We start from the raw sequence: 22684 nt of genomic DNA on the forward strand, positions 1-22684 counted from the left end.
GTTTTATGGTTCTCTAGTCTCTTCAAGTATCTCATCTATAGCTTCCGTTCTAAATCCAGATTTTACTGCTATATAATGGAATATTAAAACTACTATAGCAGCTATTATAACATCAGTCGGGAAGGGTATTATTGGATCTAATCCTAGTGCTCCGAAATAAGATAATAAGAATATTGCAAATATAAATGCGAAAATCCAATAGCTCGCTTTAATCTCTTTCTTTACATCATCATTGCTGAAGCTCCATAGTACTACAACATTCGATAATGAAACTCCTATCATTATGAGAGTATAAAGTATTAAAGCAATAGTATTACCCGCAGAAAGTCCAGAAGTTGCCAAATCAAAGTCATAAGCTGTTAGTAAAATTACCGCCAAGTCTATAATTCCTAATGAATAAGCTAATTTCTTGGGGACTCCTAACCTTACAGCATAATATCCGAAGAATAAAGGAAAACCTAAGAATATTGCGGTTACTACATAAAATAGTGTTGCAAACCCTGACCAATATACTATTAGTCCAGAAGCTAATGTAGCTATTGGAGCAATTACTTTCGCCGCAGGTAATTTAAAATTCCTCTTTAAGTCTGGGGCTGTTTTTCTTAAAGTCTCTAGTCCAATTCCACCCATTATATAAGTAAAGACTGTTGCAGAAGAGATGAAGCCTACTAAGGATTCCCAAGATGGGAATGGTAACATGAATATAGCTGCAATTATTGTTGCAGTAATTAAAGCTATAACTGGAACCTTCGTTCTGCCAATCTTTAAGAAGAGCCCGGGTAAATACCCATTAGTAGCAAAGCCGTAAACTGTCCTTCCAGCAGTTCCTATATAAATCCAACCAGTTCCGCTTGGAGAGAGTACTGCATCGATTAATAGAATATAGCTCCATACTGCAAATAGTGTTGCTATAGGACCAAAAACATTTGCAGTAGTAAATATTGCATAATACGGGCCACTAACTAAGTTAGAATGCGTTAATGCAGTCCAATTGCCTGGAGTTACTGGTTCTGTTTTATTACCTGCTTGAACAGTTACAGAAGACCAATCTATTGCCCCCGTAAATGCTACTTGAAGTAAGGTATAAATTATTAGTCCTATTACTAAAGCTCCAATTACAGCAAATGGGATGTCTTTCTGAGGATTCTTTCCTTCACCACCATATTCTATTGCTTGCCTAAATCCTAGGTACGAGAATATAACTCCAGTAGTAGGTATTGCATAAAGTACTGGTGCAAAGCCAGAAAACCCTGAGGCGTTCATTGACGCGCTAGGGAAAAAGCCTCCACCCATTGTAAAGTTAGCAGGATGGAAATAAAATGCCATTAAAAATATGACTGTAAGTACTGGAACAATTAATTTCCACCAGCCTACTCCATGAGTAACTTTACCAAGTATTCCAACTCCTGCGTACTGAAGGAGGAAGAATAATATTAATATTATGTACGCGGATAAAATTCCTAGAGGAGTTAATACTCCATTTGGATATATTAAGCCTGGAACAAGTGCAGATAAATAAGTAATTGTTGCTGTCGCTTCTATTGCAGGGACGGAAGATGCAGATAAGAAGTATGCCCATGTTATTATATATCCTGTAACTCCACCATGAGTATAGTGCGGATATCTTACAATTCCTCCAGATTTTGGTATTGCTGCACCTAATTCGCCATACGCTAATCCAACAAACATTACTAAAACTCCCGCAATTATCCATGAGAGTATTCCTGCACCACCTGCATAAGCTGCAGTATACAATGCACCAAATAACCATCCAGAACCTATTACTCCTCCTACTGATAAAAATAGTAATTCCCATTTATTTAAGCTCCTCCTTAAGAGCTTATCTGAAGTCGTTCCATAATCTTTCGCTCCACCTACTTTACTACTAGACATATTAAACTTTCAAAATGAACTTTCTTAAAAATTTATCTATATTTCGCACATAGATATATTCAGTGTTAATGCAAATAAGAGTTACTTTTATTCATATTTTATTAAAAATATAGATTGATGGCGAAAATGACAGACTTAAAATAAACAATTTTTAAACTAAGTTAACATTATCAACCTTTTATAAAATGAAAGAAGAAAAAGCTCATTGCTGTTTCGAAATTTCCTTCTTAAATTCCTCTGCAGCTTTCCTTATTTCTTCCATTGACGCCTCGTCTTCCATAGTCGAAATATCTCCTATTGGAGATCCCATCATTACGGCCTTGATCACCCTCCTCATTACTTTACCTGACCTAGTCTTAGGTAATTTATCTACAAAGTGAATCTTAGGAGTAACTATAGGTCCCATAACTTCCCTAACGTGATTTTGAATATTTTTAGCCAACTCATCCGAAGGGGTATATCCTTCCTTAAGGACTATGAATGCATGAACCTCTTCTCCTTTTACTGGGTCTGGAAGGCCTATAACTGCAGCCTCTGCTACTGCTTGATGAGAAGTTATTGCGGATTCTACTTCTCCTGCACCTATTCTATGTGCTGCAACCTTTATTGTCTCATCAGCCCTACCCAATACCCAGACATAGCCATCTTCGTCAATCATTGCATAATCTCCTGGGTAATAAATTCCAGGGAATTTGGAGAAGTAAGTTTTCTTAAGTCTTTCATTCCCTGGATCATTCCACATACCCATCATCATATATGGTGGGAACGGAGGTTTCATTACTAAATAACCTCTTTCCCTAGGCTTAGTCGGATTTCCTTGGTCGTCTAAAACTTCTATAAAGTTACCAGGTAATGGATAGCCGGAAGCCGGACCAGATTTCATTGGCATGTAAACTAAACCAGGCAAATAACCTAAGTTTGGTGCTCCAGTTTCCGTCTGCCACCATTGGTGAGACATAAAGACTTTGCCTCCTCCTACAACTTCTAATCCCCACTTCCATGGAGAATAATTCAATACTTCACCATTAGTTACTATTATCCTTAAAGAAGAGAGATCGTGAGCTTTAACGTAGTCATCTCCATACTTCATGAAAGCTCTCAAAGCTGTAGCTGAAGTCCCAAATGTTGTTGCCTTATATCTTTCTATAATCTCTGCCCACTTATCAGGATAGGGATAGTAAGGAGCACTTTCGTATATTACTACTGTCCTTCCCATAACTAACGGGGCATAAGTTATGTAAGAATGGCCTACAATCCAACCTATATCTGAGGTATTAAATAATACATCGTTCTCTTGACTTAGACCGTAACTCCATAAAAGCATTGTTGCAGTTCCTACTAGATACCCTCCAGTGGAGTGAACTATTCCTTTAGGCTTTCCAGTAGTTCCTGAGGTATATAAGATAAAGAGGGGATCGTTAGAGTCCATACGTTCTGGCTCTATATACTTATACTTGCCCACCTCATCAAAGTACACGTCTCTTCCTTCCTTAAATGGAATTTCTACTCCAGTTCTTCTATAAACTAGAACCTTAGATACTGGAGATTTATCTCCTAACCTATCTAATGCCTCGTCGACTATCTTCTTTAATTCTACTAGTTTTCCAGTCCTATAATACGCATCTGCAGTTATTACTACCTTTGACTTTGCATCATCAATTCTATCAGCAAGAGCTTGAGAACCGAAGCCTGCAAAAACTACGCTATGTATTGCACCAAGCCTTGCACAAGCTAGCTTCGCAAATATTCCTTCAGGAGTTAATGGCATGTAGATTGTTACTCTGTCTCCTTTCTTTACTCCTAGTTCTCTAAGTGCGTTAGCCCATCTATTTACTTCATAAAAGAGGTCTTGGTAAGTTACTATTCTCCTCTCTCCTCTTTCACTTTCCCATATTATTGCGGCCTTGAATTTCCTCGGTGAATTTAAATGTCTATCTACGGCATTATAAGACGCATTAAGCTTTCCTCCTATAAACCACCTTGTTAAAGGATCTTCCTGCTTCATTGTTTCCTTCCAAGGTTCGAACCAAGTTATTAATTCTTGAGCCAAATCGCCCCAGAATTTTGCAGGATTCTCTTTACTAAGCTTAAACAAATAATAATAATATCTCATGTTATAATCTGCTTTTTCCTCAAGTTTTTGTTCGCTAATCTCTTGTGTTTCAACCATATTATATCGTATAAATATACTTATACTTTCTTAAAAAACATTACCATTTTATGACTGACTTTATCTCACCTTTAGGTTTATTTTCCAGAATTTCCTTCGCATCTTCCGGTGGAACTACAGTAGTTATCATCCTATTAAGTAAATCTCCGTATTTTTCCTTCCACATGGTAAGATAATTCACCGCAGATTTGAAGTGCCACTTATTTGCGTTAACACTGCCTACAACAGCTATATTATTCTCAACCATGAAAGTTACAAGATCAGCATCAATTTGCACTTTATCCCCAGTTTGAGTACCAAATAAAACCAAGATAGAATTCTTGTTCATTTTATGCATTAAAGGAACAAAAGCTGAAGGAAAACCGCTTGTATCGACAATAATATCTGCCTTAGGAAGATGATCAACTCCCTTAGTAGTATTAACGAATTCTGCCTCAATTCTGGTAGAAACGTATTCTTCTGCAGGCGAAGGATCCCTCTTATTTAACATGTAAACATTAAAGCCGTATGTTCTTAAAAGTAAAGAGAAGAAAGTCCCTATCGGACCAGTCCCAACTACATAAGCATTCCTGCAATCGTAAGCACCGTCTTCACAATTCCATATCATTCTTTGTTGTATATACATCACTTCCTCTATTGCTTTAACTACGTTTGATAATGGCTCAGTTAGTACAGCTATATCTTTTATTGCTTCAGGAACTTTTACTAGATAAACTTCGTCATCAACAAATTCTTCTCTCATAAACCCGTTTTTACCTCTTATTCCTGCCTCAACAAAATTTCCAGTCTCACAAAAGTCTTGTTTACCTATTTTACAATTTAGGCAAACTCCGCAACCTCTTCTAACAACTGGAACTACATAATCCCCTTTTTTCAATTCTTTCACTCCTTCTCCCACTTCCTCAACTTGCCCAAACGCCTCATGACCTAGAATTAATTCGCTCCAACCTTCCTGAGGTCTTGTGAATGATAATTTGTTTCCTACAATACCTCTATCAGTACCGCAGACTCCAGTATAGAGAGTTTTAACTAGCACTTGACCTTTGCCTACTTTTTCTTCTATATTTACATCTTTTACTTCCATTCCAGCCTGGTGAGGTTTAACTACTATTGCTTTCATAATATATACTCATAAAGGAGGGTAATAAAGGAAAATTCTAAAATACCATATAGAACAAAAAATCTCTTTTGAATAATAAAAAAGGAAAGTAAAGAAATTCCTTATTTCTTTCTTGCAATTACCATAATTACAGCTATAATTAGTATAATGACTACTACTATCGCTATTCCTAAAATTTCAGTATTGCTAAATGAAGGTGAGGTTATTGTTGATGAAGAGCTACTTGTTGACGAAGTTGAGATAGTTGAAGTATATCCATAAACTATTAAGTAAGTACTTGCAGGATCAGTGAACACTACGATAGTGTTGTTTACTACAAAATAGTTACAAGAATTCAACTCTACTAAAGAGCCATTGCTCTCTTGTTCGAATATTACGAAGTTCTCATTACTTACTTTACTAACGTTAAAAGTAACATATCCGCTGGCGGAAATATTCACAATCTGTGCTAAGTAACTTTTACCTTGTATAGTAACATTACTTACTACCACTGCAGTAGGCTTTACAATAGTTACATTAACGATAATAGAATGCACAACGCCTACATAAAACACTGAAGAGTTTAAGGACAGCATTAAAAGTAGACCTTTAGCGTGGTTTATGTAAACCTCGTGTTGTATAATAACGTTAGCTGTAGTTTCTACAGTGTTATTCTCGCATACGCCTAGAATTACTGGTACTCCTTGATGATAAATTACAGAAATTAAAGAAGGCTTTACCAACGCAGGTGCATTAGTTATATGAACTATGAGTAGTTCTCCTGCTATAAAGGAGGAATCAAAAATTCCATGATATTCTGCATTTATATAAGCTGAATGAACATAACCAACTGTAGTTCCATTAATTCCGTAAAATTCTAAAGTAGTGAAGTTAACTCTACCGCTCATTGGGGCATGCAATCCTAAATTTAAGTTTCCTATTCCTAATCCTTTCCATTCTATAGCTGGCATTAATTTACCACAGAAGTATGCGGTGGTAACAGTATAGCCTTCAGCACCAGACGAGAAACTAGAGCCATTAACAAGGAAGCATTCAATTAATGGCGAGTATTTTCTTGGCATTTGGACGTGTAATATAAAAGACGAGCTATATTCAGATTCGCTCGAAATAGCAACCTTAGTTAATGTGAGATTTATATATTGAATTACTGAGGAGTTTTGTTTAATTCCTATTGAGATGTTAGAGATTGAAGTACCGTTAATGAATTGTAAGACTACTTCGCCAGATCCATTTATATAGGAATAAGTGTGAACATAAGTCTCGTTAAATCCTGCCCACACTATTTCCTCCATACCAGCAGAAATGACTATTATTCTAGCTAATTGAGGTATAGTAGTTCTAACATATAAGTTACCACTTGCAGAGGAATTAACACATATTTTTCCATTTATTGTTTCAGCACTTCCGGTTACTAAAGTGTAAATTGTAGTATAACGATTAACGTATATATCTTTGTCATTACAGCTTAAATTCCCATAATATGTAGAATTGCTAACTTTATATATTTCTATAGATAAAATTCCCTTACTAATATATAAGCAACTGGAGTACTTACTATACTCTAAAGTATAGTAGGTATTATTACTTGATGCAGATGAATTCACTACTGACATAAAAAATATTGGGACAATTAATAATGCTATTATTCCTATTGGAATTAATCTCATGAGTCAAACTCCTACATTCCACTATTAAAAATAAGCTTTCCGCAGTAGGATAAAATGATTGAAACGAAATAATTTCACTATAAATTTTTTCCATTAATAAGATTATATTTATGTAGACGGACATTTATGTCATAAAATAGTCAATCTCTTTAATTTATACACATAATTTCTGTTATGACATCTGTAGTTACAGGAGGGGCAGGATACATAGGAGGACACCTTGTTGACCATCTAATAGAGAACGGAGAAGACGTAATCAGCATAGACGATTACTCTTCTGGAAGTTATGTTAACGAAAAAGCTCAGAATATAAAATTGGATTTAAGGATAGCATACCCTACAATCCCTAAAGAAGCAATAATCTATCATTTAGCTGCAAATCCAGACGTTAAGACGTCAATGGAAAATATTTATGAACACTTCGAACGCGACGTTAAAGTAACATTGAATGTAATGGAAATGGCTAGAAAATATGACGCTAAAATGGTGATATTCTTTTCTTCTTCAACTGTTTACGGTGAGGGAAAAATACCTACTACTGAATTTGATGAAATTAAACCTATTTCTAATTATGGTCTGTTTAAAGTTCTAGGAGAAGAGATATTGAAGTTTTATACTAGAAATTATGGAATAAGAGGTATATCTTTAAGGCTAGCAAATATTACTGGAGGTAGAATTTCTCATGGAGTAGTTATAGATTTCATAAAAAAATTAAGGAAAAATAAGGAAGTACTAGAAATCTTAGGCAATGGAAAGCAGAGTAAAAGCTACCTTTACATTACCGATTTACTTTCAGCTGTTGACGTTATAGTTAAGTACTTTAAAGGATTATATGATACATTTAATATAGGGAACGACGATTGGGTGACCGTGGACGAAATAGCTAGAATAGTTGAAGAGGAAATGGGATTATCCCCAAAGCATGTTTATGTTGATGCTGGAGAAGGTAGAGGTTGGAAAGGTGATGTTAGGTTTATGTTACTTGACACATCGAAGATAAAATCTTTTGGTTGGTTACCAAAATATTCTTCAGCTCAGGCAGTAAGACTTGCAGTGAGGGATGCCCTTGATAAAGTATAAGCTAATGGGAATAGGATTAATTTTGCTTTCTGCCTTAGTAATATACGTGTCTTTTTCAATTTTCTTCTTAAATTTACGAATAAAACTTGGAGGATTAGATATTTCTCCAATAATAATAAAAATAATAAATTTTACAATAATCTTCCTAGTTTTCATTTATCTAGCATACGTAGGATATATTATGATTTTCCATGCTCAAGAAAAATAGGGAAAATTTCTTAAACTTAAGAATAAATTTTTACACATGCCACTCTCTAAAGATGATAAGAGAAAGTTAATTTACGCAATAGTGTTTTCAGTAGCTTCATACGCAGTGGCTGCAGGATTAGCTTTAGGAACTGCGGCTTATGCTCTTAGCATATTCACTGATCCAGTTGTAACGCTTACTGTTCCCTTAATAATAGTAGCAATAGGAATTCAAGCAATAAACGCAAAGAACGGACCGCTCCTCATCTTAATAATTAGCGCAATACTTTATGCTATATCTGGTTTAATATTTCTAGTTCCAACCTTCGTAATAGCAGGACTTGTAGTGGAAGGTGTGTCAAGAATTGTGGGATATAGATCATTTAAGGCTGTAATGATAAATACTACATTAGCTGGTGGTCTAGTAGGAGTCTTCAGCGTAGTATTCGGAGTACTATTTGTACCTTCAACAGCGTCACAATTCGCTTTAGATCTTATGTTAGCCTTTACAGGAATATATTTTGTAGAGTCAGCAATAATGGGTGTAGTCTCTTACTACTTAGGTAATTTCCTAATAAAATCCGGGGTATTACATTGAAAACATCTTTTTTATATTCAGTAATTTTTTCTGTTCTAATATTTTTATCAACTTATGTATCTCTAGGCATTTATGCAATGGCTATTACTATTGCAATGTTATTCAGAAGGAAAGGAATTTTCATAACAGAAATTCTCATAGCCGTATTTTCCTATTTCGTACTATCATATTTTGGTAAATCTTACCTTTACGTATTTACCGTAAGGGCAATAACTTACATAAACCTATATTTTGCAATTTCAGAGCTTGTTGATAAGTCAACAGTTCTTGATGCATTAGGAGAGAAAGGAGTGCCAATAATCATTGCCTTGGCTTATTATCCATATTTCTTTCAACTCTCCTCAGAGGTATCATTTTACGCAAAGGCAAGAGGGATAGGCTTCAATCCTATTAAAATCTCTAGGCCTCTTTTAGTAGAAATGATCAGAGTTGCTGAGAACCTTTATGTAGCTTATACTGTAAAACTTTTTGGAAATTATTCTGGAAAAAGGAATTTAAAACCTAGAACTTCCGACTTAATTCTTCTTACTATAGGAGTGGCTATATTTACATTATCAGTTATGTTCCCTTTATAGAAATTGTACAACTTATTACCATTATTAATAAATGTTTTGTAGCCAAAGAATACTCGTGCTTACAATTATAACCAGTAAAGGTAGTGTAGAAGTAGATAAACGAGAAATTGTTGGACTACTAGGAAGAAACGGAAGCGGGAAAACAACGTTGCTAAAGTCCGTTCTTTGCAACTCTCAGAACCAAGTTATACTTGATGGCAAAGACTTTTGTAAAGAAAAAGATTATAGTAAAGTTTCTCTCGTATTACAAGAACCTTACTCCCAGATTCTAGCAGAAACGGCAAAGGAGGAAGTAGAGCTTTTATCTAGGTATCACAGAGTAAACGAGAAAATCGTTAAGAATATTATGGGCGAATATTACGATAAAAAGTTCCTAGAGCTCTCTGACGGTTATAAAAGGAGATTCGTAATTTCAACAACCTTAGCTTCAATGCCAGAATACGTTCTACTTGATGAACCTTTCGCAAATTTAGATAAGTACTCTACTGTTGAAGTAAAGGAAATAATTCCTAAGGGCACTTTAATAGCAGAACATAGAGTTAAAGAAATAAGAGATATGCTAGATAGAGTTTACTTACTGGAAGATAAAATAGAAGAGATTGACAAGGAAAAGCTTTACGACGAAAATTTCTTAAAATCCCACGGATTAAGGGGATTTAAACTCTCTAAAATTGAAAGTGAACTGGGAAAAGAAATCCTTGACGTACAAACTACTAAGGCTAGAATAAAAGTTAGAGAAAGTGAAGTACTTTGTTTAATTGGAAGGAATGGAGCAGGTAAGACAACTACCTTAAAGCAATTAGTGGGAAAAGTTTACGTAATTTTTCAAAATCCTGATTTACAATTCTTTTGCACTACAGTAAAGGAAGAAGTTAAAGGAAGAGAAGACGTATTATCGCTCTTTAATCTAAAGGATAAAGAAGATAGGAGCCCTTACACTTTAAGTTATGGAGAAAAAATGAGGGTTCTAATTGCCTCAGCTTATGCCTCCGGTAGGAAGGTAATTGCGTTAGATGAACCAAGTGTAGGAATGGATGGAAATTCTCTGCTCTCATTTTATGAAATGATTAAGCTATTAAAAGAGGAAAAGAGAGGAATAATTATAGCTACTCACGACGAGGATATAATAAGCATGTGCGACAGCATAATTAACTTGGACAAGAGCTTTTAATACATTTTGTACAATTCTCCTTGCGTGAATAAAACAATAGGTAGAAATGCGGAAAGGGAATTAGTTAAGCTTCTTATGCATTACGGTTTTAACGCAGTGAGAATTCCGACGTCAAACTCTTCTCCTAATCCTTTACCAGACGTATTTGCTACTAAGGGTAATATTTTACTTTCTATAGAAGTTAAAAGCACTTGGCAAAAGAAAGTTAAGGTTGAAGAAAATCAAATTAGAAAAATTTTAGACTTTCTGAAAATGTTTCCAATGGAAGGTAAAGCATTGATTGTTGTAAAATTTAAAGGAGGAATTGGATGGAGAGTGAAGGAAGTTGAAGTAGCTAAGGAAGAGGAAGTTAATGAAGAAAACTCTATTTCATTAGAGGATTATTTGCTTAACTTACAGAGTAATCTATTGCAATCATTAAATCAGCGTCCTTATCAAATTCTCTAAATTTAAAGAACTCCTCTTTTACTTCCTCTAAAGAATCTCCAATATTCACAAATATTCCAGCAGTATTATCACTTATTTCCCTGAACATTTGCCTTGAAAAGAATTTTCTACCGATCTCTACGTTATGCGTAAATACAGCGTACATAACTAATCCTGCCTTAGTTAAGTCAATTTCCGGAATTAGCCTAATGAAATTCCTGGAATAAAGGTACCTTATATGCCTCCTAATTGTCTTAGTAGATACCTTCATCTTATCTGCTAAATACATTGTATCCAAAGTAGGTTCTTCTTTCATTATTGAGACAAGCTTAAGGTCGAAATTAGAAGGATTATAGGGCTGTTGTTTAGGAATATATATCATCCTTGGGTAACCTAAACTCTCGCTCATAATATCAATTTTCTTCTTTAAATCATCTAGGGTATTACCTTCAATTTCGTAAATATTTGTCTCTTCTAGACAATTTACCTTAAATACGTACTCTCCTTCCCAGTCCTTTATATTCTTAAAAGCAACATACGCATGATATTTTCCATAAAAGTTTGGATTAACGTAAAGTGACACCTTCTTAATTACCTTATCTTGGATTAACTTATCTATCCTATAATTCACTGCTGGAGAAGATATTCCTATCATTTTTGCTATTGACCTTTGTGATGTTCTATAGTCCTTTAATAGGTAGAACAAGATTTTCTTATTTATTTGATCCATACTTTAATATAGTACTCATTAAATATACGCTTTCATTAGAAGATTTTTTATAAAAATTCCTCAATTTTTCTCGGTAATACTTAGTAAAAACTCTTTTAATGAAAAAGATAAAGCCTTAAATCATGGCTAGAAAAATGTGTCCAGTATGTAAAAAGGTTGTAGAGGAGAAGGTTATAAAAGATGGAGATATAATATCAAAAGTCTGTCCAGAGTGTGGATATGTTTTTATATCCTATCAGAAGGGTAAGGGAGTTTTAGTACTTAATAACGTAAAATTGTCCGAAACTCGAACTGTTTAATAATTAAGATTTATTTTCCCCTTCACTTAATTGGAAACTATGCCCCAGACTCTTACAGAGAAAATTCTCAGCAGAGCTTCTGGAAAAGAAGTCTCGCCAGGTGACGTAATAGAAGCAAAAACTGACATAGTAGCATTTCACGACTTAACAGGATATCACGTAATAGAAGTCATGGAAAAAGCGGGAATTGAGAAAGTATTCGACAAAAGTAAAATAGTAATTGCGTTTGATCATTTAGCACCACCTCCTGACGTAAGGAGTGCAGAAATACAAGTAATGATAAGGAAATTTGTAAAAAAGATGGGATTACCTAACTTTCACGATATTAATTTCGGAATAATGCACGAAGTTTTGCTGGAAAAATATGCCTTGCCCGGTCAAGTAATAGTAGCCGCAGATAGTCACACCACGACATCCGGTGCTGTAGGAGCTTTTGCTCAAGGAATGGGAGCCTCAGACATTGCGGCAGCAGTAATTACTGGGAAAACGTGGCTAGTCGTTCCTACTCCCTTTAAAGTAGAATTAAAAGGTTCACCAGGGAAATGGATTACCGGGAAGGACGTAGCACTGAAGTTGCTACAAGAATTCAAGGCTGATTACTTTAACGGAATGTCGATAGAAGTTTACGTAGAAAACCCCTCTACATTCCCAATGGATTATAGAGCAACAGTATCAAACATGGGAATAGAAATGAACGCAGATGCATTAATGTTTATTCCTGATGAAGAGACTAAAAATTATATAAAGACAATGAGAGGATACGAACCCGCGTTAGTTACTCCTGATCCCGGAGCAAAATATGCTGACGAATACACGATAGAATTAAGTAAATTAGAACCATTAGTTGCCGTACCTTATAGCGTAGACAACGTAAAAACCGTTAATGAGGTTGAAGGTAAAGAAGTGGATCAAGTTTTCATAGGCTCTTGCACAAACGGTAGGTTAAGCGATATAGAAATTGCTGCAAAAATACTTAAGGATAAAAAAGTAAAGACTAGGTGCATAGCTATTCCTGCATCTTACGAAATGTTCAGGAGGGCAATGGACTTAGGTTACATAGAAACATTGGTCAATGCAGGCTGTATTGTAACTTACGGAACATGTGGTCCTTGCTTAGGTGGTCACTTCGGAGTAGCAGGGCCAGGAGAAACTATAGTTTCAACCAGCAATAGGAATTTTAGAGGTAGAATGGGAAGTAACGACTCTAAAGTCTACTTAGCTAATCCTGCAGTTGCAGCGGCTTCTGCATTAGAAGGGAAAATAACTGATCCGAGGTCGATAGCATGATAATAGAAGGAAAAGTTATGAAGTTTGGAGACAAAATAGACACTGACGTTATAATACCTGCTAGATACTTAAAGTTTACTGACCCGCAATACTTAGCGCAACACGCAATGGAGCCTCTAGATCCAGAATTTTACAAGAAAGCTTCCTCAGGAGTAGTAATTGTAGCAGGAAAAGTTTTCGGAATGGGCTCATCTAGGGAACAGGCGGCAATAGCACTAAAGGCTGCAGGAGTTAGGGCAATAATTGCAGAGAGCTTTGCAAGGATATTCTATAGGAATGCAATAAATAATGGATTGCCAGTAATCACACTAAATGACGCTACAAAGTTAATAGACGAAGGAGAAATTGTAAGAATCAACGTTGAAACTGGAGAAATTGAAGTTAATGGAAGAAAATATCAAGGAAAAGGAATAAGCGGAATGGCGCTAGAGATTCTGAAGTCTGGAGGAATAATGGAATATTTAAAGTCTGAAAAATTCTAAATCTTAGCAGAATTCAATTTTTCCAAGAGTTTTTCGTTAGGTTTATTGCCCCATCTATCCTCAAATACTACCTCTGATAAAGGCAATCTATAATTCCAACCTTTTTCTTCTAACTCCGGTCTTTCAGGAAATTTTATAACATAGCCTAACGTTAGATACGCTATAAATTCCACATTTGAAGGAATGCCAAGAATCTCCTTTATTCTATTTTTATCCAGAAAACTAACCCAACCCATTCCTAAATTTTCTGCCCTTGCTGCTAACCAAAGATTTTCTATTGCTAAGACTGTACTATAATTGCAGGTTTCCGGCATCGTTATTCTTCCCAATACGTGAGGGCCGAATCTAGAAGGGTCGCACGTCACTGCAATATTTATCGGCGCCTCCATAATTCCTTCTATTTTAATAGTATCGAATAATTTTCTCCTGCCTTCGTCAAGTAACTCCCTATATCTTAGCCTCTGCCTTTCAACTTCTTCCTTAACTTTCCTTTTTATATTCTCATCTTTAATTATAATAAAATTCCATGGCTGAGAATAACCCACTGATGGAGCTAAGTGAGCAGCTAATAAAATCTTTGCCAGAACTTCATCAGGAATAGGATCTGGTTTATAATAACTCCTTATATCTCTCCTACCTTTAATTGCATCGTAGAGATCCATTTGGATAGCTTATCCAAAAAGGTAAAAAAGTTATCTGATAATATCCCCAATTTTCTAGCGTTTAAGATTAAAACAATGTAGTACAAGCAGATCTCCATAACACACGGCTTCGAATATTGCTTTGAATCACATCTTAGTATATTCGCCTTTAGATAAATATTTTATGAAATCCTCCTCTGCCTTATAATGCTTCTCACAAGTTTGAACAAAATCTCCACTAGATAAATTAGCTTCTTTTAAATATGCATCTACAAGAGTTTTAGCATTACATTTATTTTTCAAGCTTAAGAGACAAATCAAAGAATTTGCTCAGAAGGCTCTCCTCTTCAATTTCATTGTTAAATGTTGCATCCGAGAGCTTTAGTGTTATTAGCAACATAGTCTCATAACTTTCTAGATATTACAAAATGGGGGTTGGGGGGCGGAAAGAGTATGGATAGCCCAAGAAAGTTTAAAATCTTTTTTCCTTCAACAATGGCTAGGGGACAGATGATTCGATAAGAGCTGCAGTTTCGAGGAAGATTGGCTTATCTGACTCCCTGAATTTCACGATAAACTGTATTTGATGCAATATCGTCGTATTCAGTTTCAACTTAATATCTCATCACAAATAACATATAAACTTCTTTCTAAACATCTTAATCTAAGAGAGTATCATATTTCCTACTTATATTTCTCACTCCACTATTTCTAAATATATTGAAAATTCAATTTATAAATTCTAGATAAGAATCTTAAGAAGCCTTTTTCTGCAAATCGAAGAATGCCCTCCAGAATGGGTCTTCAGTAGGTTTTTCTATCCTTTTATTACCTAAGTAAACTCCTTCTTCTCCTTCTTCCACTCTCCCAATTATTTCTGCCTCAATTCCTTCCTTTAAGAGCGCGTCCTTAACTTCCGCCTTATCAGTTATTATAATCATTGTACCTTCGCTTATGGATATCCAAGGATCAATATTAACTAAAGACGTTACTTCCTTTACAGCCTTATTTATAAATAACTTGTCCTCAAAAATCCTTATTCTCTTCTTCGTCACTTCTGAAACTTCAACTAGTGCATTCCATAATCCTCCCTCGGTTGCATAGTGCATTAAATGAATTCCTATTTTACTTGCAATTAATCCGTCCTTCCAACAGCTCATCTTCCAATACATGTCATAAGCTTCTTTAAAAACCTCTGAGGGCAACCTCTCCTTAAAATACTGAGGATATAAATTAACTAGCAGAGCAGTGGCTTCAATTGCCGGACCTTTAGTTACTATTACAACATCGCCTTCCTTCACTTTTTTAGGAGAGCCTAGTTTTTCTTTCTCCCCTATGCCTATCATTGAGAAACCGCCTAACATTGGGTAATCGACTCCCTCATATCTCCCCGTATGGCCAGCTGTAACCATAACTCCTATTTCTTTCATAGCCTCATGCATACCTATCCACATTTCCTTGAATTGCTCATCTGTCATTGAAGGAGGCAAGTTAAGATCTATCATTGCATATCTCGGCGGAATTCCAGAGGTCATTACATCGCTTGCTAATATGTGAACTGCAAACCATGCCGCTTTTTTAAATCCAAATTGAGGCACAATAAATACTGGATCGGTTTTAACAACCATTACCCTCTTCTCGTCTATTTCTATAGCACCAGTGTCAACACCATTCATGGGTGGGATAATTACTTCCTCGTGAATTTCTCCAAGGTGAGGATAAATTACTTCCTCAAACGTTTTCCTATCTATTTTTCCTAACATAAGAAGAAAAGTGAATAATTAAGATAAAAATATTCTTTCCATAACCTCCTCTATTGACGAACGGAAAAGGTGAGTTAGTGAAGTTTTGTCATCAGTGTTTCCAAATCCTTTTATGCCAGGCAAGGATGATAACCTACTAACTATTTCTTTTTCCGAAAGTGGTAATACAATAACTCCTAAAGGAATACAAATTGACGAAATATAATCTACGTGCCAATGTTTCTTCATTTTTTCCTCTCCGGATATATGCCTCGATATTCTCTTATCGCAGTGAAGGCCGCAAGATCCGACGTATGCGTAGTAACCTTTCTTTAATTCAAACTCATTCTTTCTATTCACAATTATATTTACGTCCTTATCACAGTAAAAGAAGGCCACATAACCTTTATACCTTATCATACAATCTCAATTTATGAAAAGAATTTTAAGGATTCCTAGGTTTACAAAAGACGGTAAACCAAAGACTCTGGAGTTACTTGTCGATTCAGCATCGATTAATGATAAAGGATTCGCACAGGAAGCAAAATTTTTACTAGTAATTGACGATGGAAATAATAGGGTGGGCTTTCAGTTAACTACTGCTGAGGCTTCATTACTTTATCATAGGCTTGGTTATGCATTAAACGAGGCTTCAAAGGAGTACATAGAAATGGAAGAGAAAAGCAAAAAGAATTATGAGGAAAAGAAAGGAAGCAAAAAGTCTGAAGTTGAAGAAGATTTCTCAGATTTAATGAACGAGGAAGAATAAAAAGAAGAGAAGAATAAATTAAAAAAGAAAGAAGAAGGGAGAAATTTGCTTTAAATTTCTAACTCAAGTAGCCTGTAGTTAATAATTTGAATTATTTCGTTAGCTATGTTGTATTGTAAGGGCGGATCTGAAGAACCTATACTACTGAAGGACTCCTTCACGTATACATAATAACCGTTAAGGTTTACAGTACTATTCTGTAGTCCCTCGGCTGAGAAAGTCTCTTTGAACCCTTCACCGTTAACGAGCCAATTTGAAGTCAAGTTCTTTACTGTCATAGCATAGTTTGAAGTCAGTTTAACGAGCACTGCTCCTCCATAACTATTTATTATTTCTATAATTCCTCCAAACCCTCCTATGCTGTATAGGCTTTCTATAGTATTAACTTCGTGGCAATAGTCTCCAAATGTCCATTTCATATAATAATCTAACCCTAATGATATTGTACCGTTTTGCTCATAAGTTAAATTGAATGGAATGACGTGAGGATTAGTTATAGGAACTTCCACAGCGTCAAAGTTAAGAGTAATAGGATAATTTACGTCATAGCAGAGCGTAGCATTGTACATGCCACTTTCAACAGCTTTCTCCATAAACTTCTCATCTAAGAAAGCATATTCATAAACGAAACTGAGCTTTTGCCTTGCACAGTAAAATCCTTTTTGAATTACTTGAGAATTCTCCGTTCCATGTTCAAATTTCAGTTCTGCAGAATAGTCTAAATAGTAATGTCCATCCTCTAAGTAACATTCTCCAAAGAATACTGGGAAGAACATTGGGCCCGAGTCAATAAATTCGTGCTTTGCAACATTTAATTTACCGCAAATCATCGGATTGCTTTCATTTACCCATAATAAGATTACTCCAGCAATGTCCCAATCATGGGCCATAGATTGAGTTATTTCGTACGCTGTAATTAAATTATAAACACATACAGTAATGTTTGCCTTGTTACCAAGGGCTAAGAATGGTGTTAAATCTATTATATATGGTGAATGGAAGGACAGAGTATTTATAGAGGTCAAAGGCTTCCAATAGAATAAATCTATTCCACCAGTATATATTGTCTCATACGGATTAACTACTCCAGCAAGCAAGTTATCATAGTATACTAGAATTGGCCTGGTTGCAGGTTCACAAGCATACCAGAATTCGTCGTTACCTCCTCCTTTTTCATAAATTAGTGCCATCATTCTGTAAGTACCGTTAGGTATTTGAATTTCTTGGGTTTTTGCAGGCATCCCTGGATAGAGTATAACGTAAGAATAATTATAGCAGATATGTTCGCATGTAGCGTTGACAAATATTGGTATGAATCCGTTAGGTAAGCCTTGAGGTTTCTGCCCAGGATATAAGTATAACGTAACGTTCATTTCATATAATCCAGTAATTCCTATCTTAGCATCGTAATAATTTTGGATTACGAGTTCAAAAGTTACATTCCCTTGTAACAGATTCTCGAATAAGGTCACGTCGGCCTCCGCTGTGGAGTTATTAATTTCCTGAGTTGAGCCCCAGAATATTGGTATGCCGTCAGCGTAAACATAAGCGCATCTATCATACTGCGCACCATTAAATTCTCTTATTGTAACATTAAGTATTTCCAGGCTGTAATTACCCGGTGGTATGTAAACTCTTTCATAATAAGGTTTAAGCCCTGTATCGTTAAATATTAGGTTTTTGGCTATAGTTACTACTATAGGAGTTACGTTTGGTGGAATTATATGATATGCCTCAAATGAGTAAAATGCTGGATCTTGTGTAAATGGTATTGCAGACTTAGATATTGTTATATTTAATGGAAATACTGGCTTATAAATCTCTGGAGCAGTTTCTGCTGTACTTGGGACTACTATTGAAAATATAAGGACAAAAAATAATAAAGAAGATAAGATTGGAATTATTTTCTTCTTATTCATTTTTTCTCACCTCTTCCTTTAAATATAAATAAAAATATAGCTATTATACCAAGGACTATACCTATTGATCCTAATATTTCCCCAGTAGTTAAGGATGAACGCAATGAAGAGACGTCATGAGATAAAGATGACGAAATTTGAGCGTCTACTACTTCATGATATGAATTAAATATCACAGCTGATAAATTGTACTCGAGCCCATCGCATACTTCTATTGTAATGTAATAAGCTCCAGATGGTTCTATACTAGCATTAAACGGAACAGTAACTAGTACACCATTGGATGTAGCTTCTGAAGTAAAACTGACTAATTTTCCATCTATATAAGCCCCTATAACTTTCAAATTCTTTCCAGATATATTGAATTGTATTGTCGATGATGAAGTAGTTACATTAATTGGAGAATAGGCTACTATTGTTGGAGTAGGCAAGTTTGTTACTTCCATAACGTTCTTATAATACACTCCCTCAAGGTTAACCTTACTGCATGTAATATTAAATGCATACTTAGAATCTTCAATCACAGTGGAAACTAAAGTCGCGTTAGACTTCACCAAATTTAATGCAGACGCATTAATTACATGTCCTATTGTGTCTTGTATTAAACATAAGGAAGAGGATATAGCATGAATGGATGCTAACTCTGATCTCTCAACTATTAATGTAGAGTTAATTGAATCCACAAAACCAATTTCAGAACATTTAACCACGAGACCATGTAAGCATTCTATCGTTATACTAGGGCTATATATTCCTTGTAAAATATAGTTAGTGCCATTAAATATTAGCAGTGGAACCTTACTAACATTTTGTGGAGTAATTATCTTACTACCTATATATGTATATGGTAGCACATCAAAATATGAATAACCAGTTATTATATTCTCACCACTAGCTGATGTTCCCTCTATTACCACATCCCAGAAACCAGATAAACTCTGAATTGGATCGCCTTTATAAATTGTACATTGTTCATTTAATATAGAAGGAATTTGGTAAACTGCTTCCCATTCACCTAAAGTCGAATTATATTGCATTGGAACTCCTGCATAAAATTCCACCAATAGCTGTTCGAAGTTTAATTCTGCTGGAATAAATCCAGCTGTAAATTCTCCGTACTTTACTTCAGTGCCATTAGAATAAGTTATATTAGCAAATACCTTAATGCATTGGCCTTCATAAACCTCTGAAACGCTCTTAACTTGATATGATAAGCTAGAATTGCTAATATAAATGAACGTGGTGAAGTTACCATAGCATGGTCCAAATATGCTATGTAAGTAGGAAGTTATTACTACCTTATAGTAACCTGGAGTTACATTATTAGGAATCGTAATATTTGCTATATGAAACTCAAATAGATTATAAACTCCTAGAATTGTTTTATCTGGGGCTAATGTCATAGGAACTTTTGCTATTATTTTTCCATTAAGTGAAATTAATTCTGCATAAGCCGTTGCATTAAATATCCCTTGAAAACAAGGATTGAAAATGAAGCCTATTACAGTAATATTTTCTCCTGGGTAAGCAGAAGTCATTCCATCATTTATTGGAGGTATTACAGCACCGTAAACAACTAGCCCAAAATACTCCCATTCATAGGCAAAACCGCAAGTATTATTAGCTTCAATAATGTAAGTCCCTTCAGGTTGAGGATATAACAATATTAACGTTCCACGATAATCGCCGTAATGCCTAGTATGGACTAAAGGAGTGACTGAAACTACCTTACCATGATATAACATTGTCATAGTAACCGTAGTATTTATTACAGGTTGACCTTCTGGATTATAAATACATACACAAAATCTCACAGGAGCGTTTGGAGGTATTATACCCTCTGGAGGAGATATTATATTGAAAGAATATCCAACATCTATATCTACTTGCGATATTCCAGATAATCCTCCTGCAGTCCCATTAACTACTATAGTCCAACAATTTGCAGGGTCTCCTTTACTTATTGTGAAATTGCCTACCCAATACGTTCCGTTATACTTTAAAGGTACACTAGCCAAGAAGCCTTTAAGAGTGTAAATGTAAGCATTGAAATTTCCACTAGTTACTATTGTTCCGTTCGGATAACTTATCTCAGCTACTATACGGAAAGTAGTACAATAACAATACCATGGCATGGTAAAGCCTGGTTCGCAGGTGCTTAGTGAAATTTCCAATTCTGGGTGAGAACTTAGGTAATCCTTTATTACTTCTTCTAGAACGCCTACATTAGGCGTACCTAATCCAGTAACTAAGTTATAGCCTGCATGAGCTAAATATTTCCCATTAAATCCTTGAGTGACCTCGTGGAATGCCTCTTGATAAAGTGTAGAATTCTCATATATAGAATAAAGAATTGGGGCAACTAGGCCTAATGGCCGCCCTATGTAAGAGTCAATATCCGCTATTACGCCACCCCATAGCTGGGTAGATAAGCTAGTACCCCCAATTACCTCTTTATTACCCAGTACTATAGTTATAAACCCAGTATAAGGATTGGCATCTGCGGATACATCTGGAGTCGCCCTAGTATCTGACTTAGTAATAGAAGCCTGCCAGTAAGGAGCTGGGAAGAAAGTGCTATAACCCCCGCCAGAAGCTACAGTTGAAGTGCCTACACCTAAATACTGCGGTAATACACTCCAAGCGTTTTCATAGCCATAAACTGCAGTAGAGTTCATTGAAGCAATGTAACCAGAAGTTATTTGCGGATATAATGAAGTACCACCAACTGATAATACAAAAGGCGACGAAGATGGAAATACTACTCCTCCAAAAGTTGTGTAAGTTCCTTCGTATGCACCTTGATCACCAGAGGCTCCTATAAAGGTTATCCCTTCTGCACTACCCAGTTCAAAGTAATAGTTTACTAAAGGATAATTGACAATAGGAAATCCTTCATAATATGCGTACATTCCGCTAGCCGTAAATTCGTTCTCTGGAGCTCCAAAGCTCATGTCTACTACTTGTGCATTATCCGCGGAAACTATGTATATTATAGCTTGAAGAATATCGCAGAAGAGACATCCATGAGATAAAACGAGTTCTATATGAGCATACGGAGCCATTGTGTGAACAGCTTCTACATCTAATGCTGTTTCTATATACCAACCAGTAAATAATCCAAATATTGGTTTATATGGACCTATAGGAACTATAGTTAAATTAGCCGGAGGCAGGTGAAATTCTTGATCAAATTCTTGAATATCTTGACAGATTAGTGGGTCTCCCCAAGCATCAATGATTGCTACAGTAACGTTCTTACCTTCTGGACCGGTAACATTATAAGCTCCTTCAAGATCTTGTGGAGAATACATAGTATAAGCAAAATTTAAGCCTAATGGAACTTGTTTAGATGAATTAGTAGGCTTTAAGACTCCGTCGACTAATTTTCCTAAGACTAAATACTGAGTTTTTACGGCAGTATAATTAGTTAAACCACCTATTAAAACATTCTGGAGGGCAGGAGGAATATTAGGTTTACTATACGGTTTGTAAAATATTTCTTGTCCATTTTTATATAAGTAAAGCTGAGTTTCAAATAACGCATTAACCTTAAATGCTGGTGCTTCTGCCATTAAGGAGAATGGCGTAGTAAATACTACGTTAAATCCATTAGATTTCAAATAGGATGAAATTTCGTTAATTTTTTCTTGATCTCCAAATTCATTTATTATCTGTTGTCTACTTAAATGTACCTGACCGTGATATTCTTCTTGCATTAAAAGTAATAATTCATTCATATTCTTTGGTGGTAGGAATATATTTATATAAATAGGAGTATTTGAAGGAAGCTTACCTAGAGGGGTGCCATTAATTTCTGGAGCAATATAGCAATTCTTGGCGGTTTGGGAATAAACTATTTCGATACCTCCTGTTACACTACTTAAAAATATTATAAAGACTAACAGAAAGACTAATGCACTTTTCAT

The 22684-nt window shown here is 35.4% G+C and carries 21 protein-coding genes; 10 read left to right on the plus strand and 11 right to left on the minus strand.

Going from position 1 to position 22684, the window contains the following annotated elements:
• Positions 1-3: 3 nt before the first annotated feature.
• The 4 genes from D1867_RS10110 to D1867_RS10125 all read right to left on the minus strand — a co-directional run bounded on the left by D1867_RS10110 (position 4) and on the right by D1867_RS10125 (position 6850).
• Positions 4-1893, minus strand: a complete 1890-nt coding sequence (locus D1867_RS10110) for an APC family permease (protein ID WP_155864022.1) — start codon at positions 1891-1893, stop codon at positions 4-6.
• A 202-nt stretch (positions 1894-2095) separates the two neighbouring features.
• Positions 2096-4063 (minus strand): acetate--CoA ligase, encoded by a 1968-nt coding sequence (gene acs, locus D1867_RS10115; RefSeq protein ID WP_155864023.1) that lies wholly within the window; start codon positions 4061-4063, stop codon positions 2096-2098.
• Positions 4064-4103: 40 nt separating this feature from the next.
• Complete coding sequence (locus tag D1867_RS10120; RefSeq protein WP_155864024.1) at positions 4104-5183, minus strand: glucose 1-dehydrogenase; 1080 nt, start codon at positions 5181-5183, stop codon at positions 4104-4106.
• A 101-nt stretch (positions 5184-5284) separates the two neighbouring features.
• Positions 5285-6850 carry a hypothetical protein gene (locus D1867_RS10125; RefSeq protein WP_155864025.1) on the minus strand — a complete coding sequence of 522 codons (1566 nt, stop codon included), beginning with the start codon at positions 6848-6850 and terminating at the stop codon, positions 5285-5287.
• A gap of 174 nt (positions 6851-7024) precedes the next feature.
• Here D1867_RS10125 and D1867_RS10130 point away from each other — a divergent pair, with 174 nt between their 5' ends.
• The 6 genes from D1867_RS10130 to hjc are packed head-to-tail and all read left to right on the plus strand — an operon-like array spanning position 7025 to position 10907.
• Positions 7025-7930, plus strand: a complete 906-nt coding sequence (locus D1867_RS10130; RefSeq protein WP_155864026.1) for an NAD-dependent epimerase/dehydratase family protein — start codon at positions 7025-7027, stop codon at positions 7928-7930.
• Positions 7917-8138 (plus strand): hypothetical protein, encoded by a 222-nt coding sequence (locus D1867_RS10135; RefSeq protein ID WP_240872217.1) that lies wholly within the window; start codon positions 7917-7919, stop codon positions 8136-8138. The genes D1867_RS10130 and D1867_RS10135 overlap by 14 nt, the downstream gene beginning before the upstream one ends.
• A 36-nt stretch (positions 8139-8174) precedes the next feature.
• On the plus strand, positions 8175-8714 hold the full coding sequence (locus tag D1867_RS10140) for a hypothetical protein (protein ID WP_155864028.1): 540 nt from the start codon (positions 8175-8177) through the stop codon (positions 8712-8714).
• Positions 8711-9289, plus strand: a complete 579-nt coding sequence (locus D1867_RS10145) for a hypothetical protein (RefSeq protein WP_240872219.1) — start codon at positions 8711-8713, stop codon at positions 9287-9289. The genes D1867_RS10140 and D1867_RS10145 overlap by 4 nt, the downstream gene beginning before the upstream one ends.
• Positions 9290-9338: 49 nt before the next feature.
• A complete protein-coding gene (locus D1867_RS10150; RefSeq protein WP_420809297.1) occupies positions 9339-10460 on the plus strand; it encodes an ATP-binding cassette domain-containing protein in 1122 nt (373 codons plus the stop codon).
• Between the two features lie 24 nt (positions 10461-10484).
• A complete protein-coding gene (gene hjc / locus D1867_RS10155) occupies positions 10485-10907 on the plus strand; it encodes a Holliday junction resolvase Hjc (protein WP_338078037.1) in 423 nt (140 codons plus the stop codon).
• Here hjc and D1867_RS10160 read toward each other — a convergent pair.
• Positions 10849-11616 (minus strand): Lrp/AsnC family transcriptional regulator, encoded by a 768-nt coding sequence (locus tag D1867_RS10160; RefSeq protein WP_155864030.1) that lies wholly within the window; start codon positions 11614-11616, stop codon positions 10849-10851. The two genes, hjc and D1867_RS10160, sit on opposite strands and share 59 nt — an antisense overlap.
• A gap of 122 nt (positions 11617-11738) precedes the next feature.
• Between D1867_RS10160 and D1867_RS12225 the strand changes: the two genes are divergently transcribed.
• The 3 genes from D1867_RS12225 to D1867_RS10170 are packed head-to-tail and all read left to right on the plus strand — an operon-like array spanning position 11739 to position 13684.
• On the plus strand, positions 11739-11915 hold the full coding sequence (locus D1867_RS12225; RefSeq protein ID WP_170283912.1) for a hypothetical protein: 177 nt from the start codon (positions 11739-11741) through the stop codon (positions 11913-11915).
• Between the two features lie 39 nt (positions 11916-11954).
• Positions 11955-13202, plus strand: a complete 1248-nt coding sequence (locus D1867_RS10165; protein ID WP_155864031.1) for a 3-isopropylmalate dehydratase large subunit — start codon at positions 11955-11957, stop codon at positions 13200-13202.
• Positions 13199-13684 (plus strand): 3-isopropylmalate dehydratase small subunit, encoded by a 486-nt coding sequence (locus D1867_RS10170; RefSeq protein WP_155864032.1) that lies wholly within the window; start codon positions 13199-13201, stop codon positions 13682-13684. Before D1867_RS10165 ends, D1867_RS10170 begins: the two co-directional genes overlap by 4 nt.
• Here D1867_RS10170 and bluB read toward each other — a convergent pair.
• The 4 genes from bluB to D1867_RS10190 all read right to left on the minus strand — a co-directional run bounded on the left by bluB (position 13681) and on the right by D1867_RS10190 (position 16487).
• Positions 13681-14346, minus strand: a complete 666-nt coding sequence (gene bluB, locus D1867_RS10175) for a 5,6-dimethylbenzimidazole synthase (protein WP_155864033.1) — start codon at positions 14344-14346, stop codon at positions 13681-13683. The two genes, D1867_RS10170 and bluB, sit on opposite strands and share 4 nt — an antisense overlap.
• Before the next feature lie 126 nt (positions 14347-14472).
• Positions 14473-14628 (minus strand): hypothetical protein, encoded by a 156-nt coding sequence (locus D1867_RS10180; protein ID WP_162309167.1) that lies wholly within the window; start codon positions 14626-14628, stop codon positions 14473-14475.
• Between the two features lie 452 nt (positions 14629-15080).
• On the minus strand, positions 15081-16088 hold the full coding sequence (locus D1867_RS10185) for an AIR synthase family protein (protein WP_155864035.1): 1008 nt from the start codon (positions 16086-16088) through the stop codon (positions 15081-15083).
• A gap of 18 nt (positions 16089-16106) precedes the next feature.
• Complete coding sequence (locus D1867_RS10190) at positions 16107-16487, minus strand: GIY-YIG nuclease family protein (RefSeq protein WP_155864036.1); 381 nt, start codon at positions 16485-16487, stop codon at positions 16107-16109.
• Between the two features lie 13 nt (positions 16488-16500).
• Here D1867_RS10190 and D1867_RS10195 point away from each other — a divergent pair, with 13 nt between their 5' ends.
• Positions 16501-16836, plus strand: coding sequence for a hypothetical protein (locus D1867_RS10195; RefSeq protein WP_155864037.1), 336 nt, complete (start codon positions 16501-16503; stop codon positions 16834-16836).
• 50 nt (positions 16837-16886) lie between these two features.
• On the opposite strand, the gene D1867_RS10200 is transcribed toward D1867_RS10195, so the two are convergent.
• Together D1867_RS10200 and D1867_RS10205 are read right to left on the minus strand one after the other, a co-directional pair.
• The gene (locus D1867_RS10200; RefSeq protein WP_155864038.1) at positions 16887-18755 is read right to left on the minus strand and encodes a peptide-N4-asparagine amidase; all 1869 of its coding nucleotides are present in this window, start codon (positions 18753-18755) and stop codon (positions 16887-16889) included.
• On the minus strand, positions 18752-22684 hold the full coding sequence (locus D1867_RS10205; protein WP_155864039.1) for a S53 family peptidase: 3933 nt from the start codon (positions 22682-22684) through the stop codon (positions 18752-18754). The genes D1867_RS10200 and D1867_RS10205 overlap by 4 nt, the downstream gene beginning before the upstream one ends.

Source organism: Acidianus infernus (assembly GCF_009729545.1).
GTDB lineage: Archaea > Thermoproteota > Thermoprotei_A > Sulfolobales > Sulfolobaceae > Acidianus > Acidianus infernus.

Excerpts from the sequence above, each read along its gene's own strand:
- D1867_RS10110 (WP_155864022.1), bottom strand. The coding sequence starts at position 1,893 with ATGTCTAGTAGTAAAGTAGGTGGAGCGAAAGATTATGGAACGACTTCA.
- acs (WP_155864023.1), bottom strand. The coding sequence starts at position 4,063 with ATGGTTGAAACACAAGAGATTAGCGAACAAAAACTTGAGGAAAAAGCA.
- D1867_RS10120 (WP_155864024.1), bottom strand. The coding sequence starts at position 5,183 with ATGAAAGCAATAGTAGTTAAACCTCACCAGGCTGGAATGGAAGTAAAA.
- D1867_RS10125 (WP_155864025.1), bottom strand. The coding sequence starts at position 6,850 with ATGAGATTAATTCCAATAGGAATAATAGCATTATTAATTGTCCCAATA.
- D1867_RS10130 (WP_155864026.1), top strand. The coding sequence starts at position 7,025 with ATGACATCTGTAGTTACAGGAGGGGCAGGATACATAGGAGGACACCTT.
- D1867_RS10140 (WP_155864028.1), top strand. The coding sequence starts at position 8,175 with ATGCCACTCTCTAAAGATGATAAGAGAAAGTTAATTTACGCAATAGTG.
- D1867_RS10160 (WP_155864030.1), bottom strand. The coding sequence starts at position 11,616 with ATGGATCAAATAAATAAGAAAATCTTGTTCTACCTATTAAAGGACTAT.
- D1867_RS12225 (WP_170283912.1), top strand. The coding sequence starts at position 11,739 with ATGGCTAGAAAAATGTGTCCAGTATGTAAAAAGGTTGTAGAGGAGAAG.
- D1867_RS10165 (WP_155864031.1), top strand. The coding sequence starts at position 11,955 with ATGCCCCAGACTCTTACAGAGAAAATTCTCAGCAGAGCTTCTGGAAAA.
- D1867_RS10170 (WP_155864032.1), top strand. The coding sequence starts at position 13,199 with ATGATAATAGAAGGAAAAGTTATGAAGTTTGGAGACAAAATAGACACT.
- bluB (WP_155864033.1), bottom strand. The coding sequence starts at position 14,346 with ATGGATCTCTACGATGCAATTAAAGGTAGGAGAGATATAAGGAGTTAT.
- D1867_RS10185 (WP_155864035.1), bottom strand. The coding sequence starts at position 16,088 with ATGTTAGGAAAAATAGATAGGAAAACGTTTGAGGAAGTAATTTATCCT.
- D1867_RS10190 (WP_155864036.1), bottom strand. The coding sequence starts at position 16,487 with ATGATAAGGTATAAAGGTTATGTGGCCTTCTTTTACTGTGATAAGGAC.
- D1867_RS10195 (WP_155864037.1), top strand. The coding sequence starts at position 16,501 with ATGAAAAGAATTTTAAGGATTCCTAGGTTTACAAAAGACGGTAAACCA.
- D1867_RS10200 (WP_155864038.1), bottom strand. The coding sequence starts at position 18,755 with ATGAATAAGAAGAAAATAATTCCAATCTTATCTTCTTTATTATTTTTT.
- D1867_RS10205 (WP_155864039.1), bottom strand. The coding sequence starts at position 22,684 with ATGAAAAGTGCATTAGTCTTTCTGTTAGTCTTTATAATATTTTTAAGT.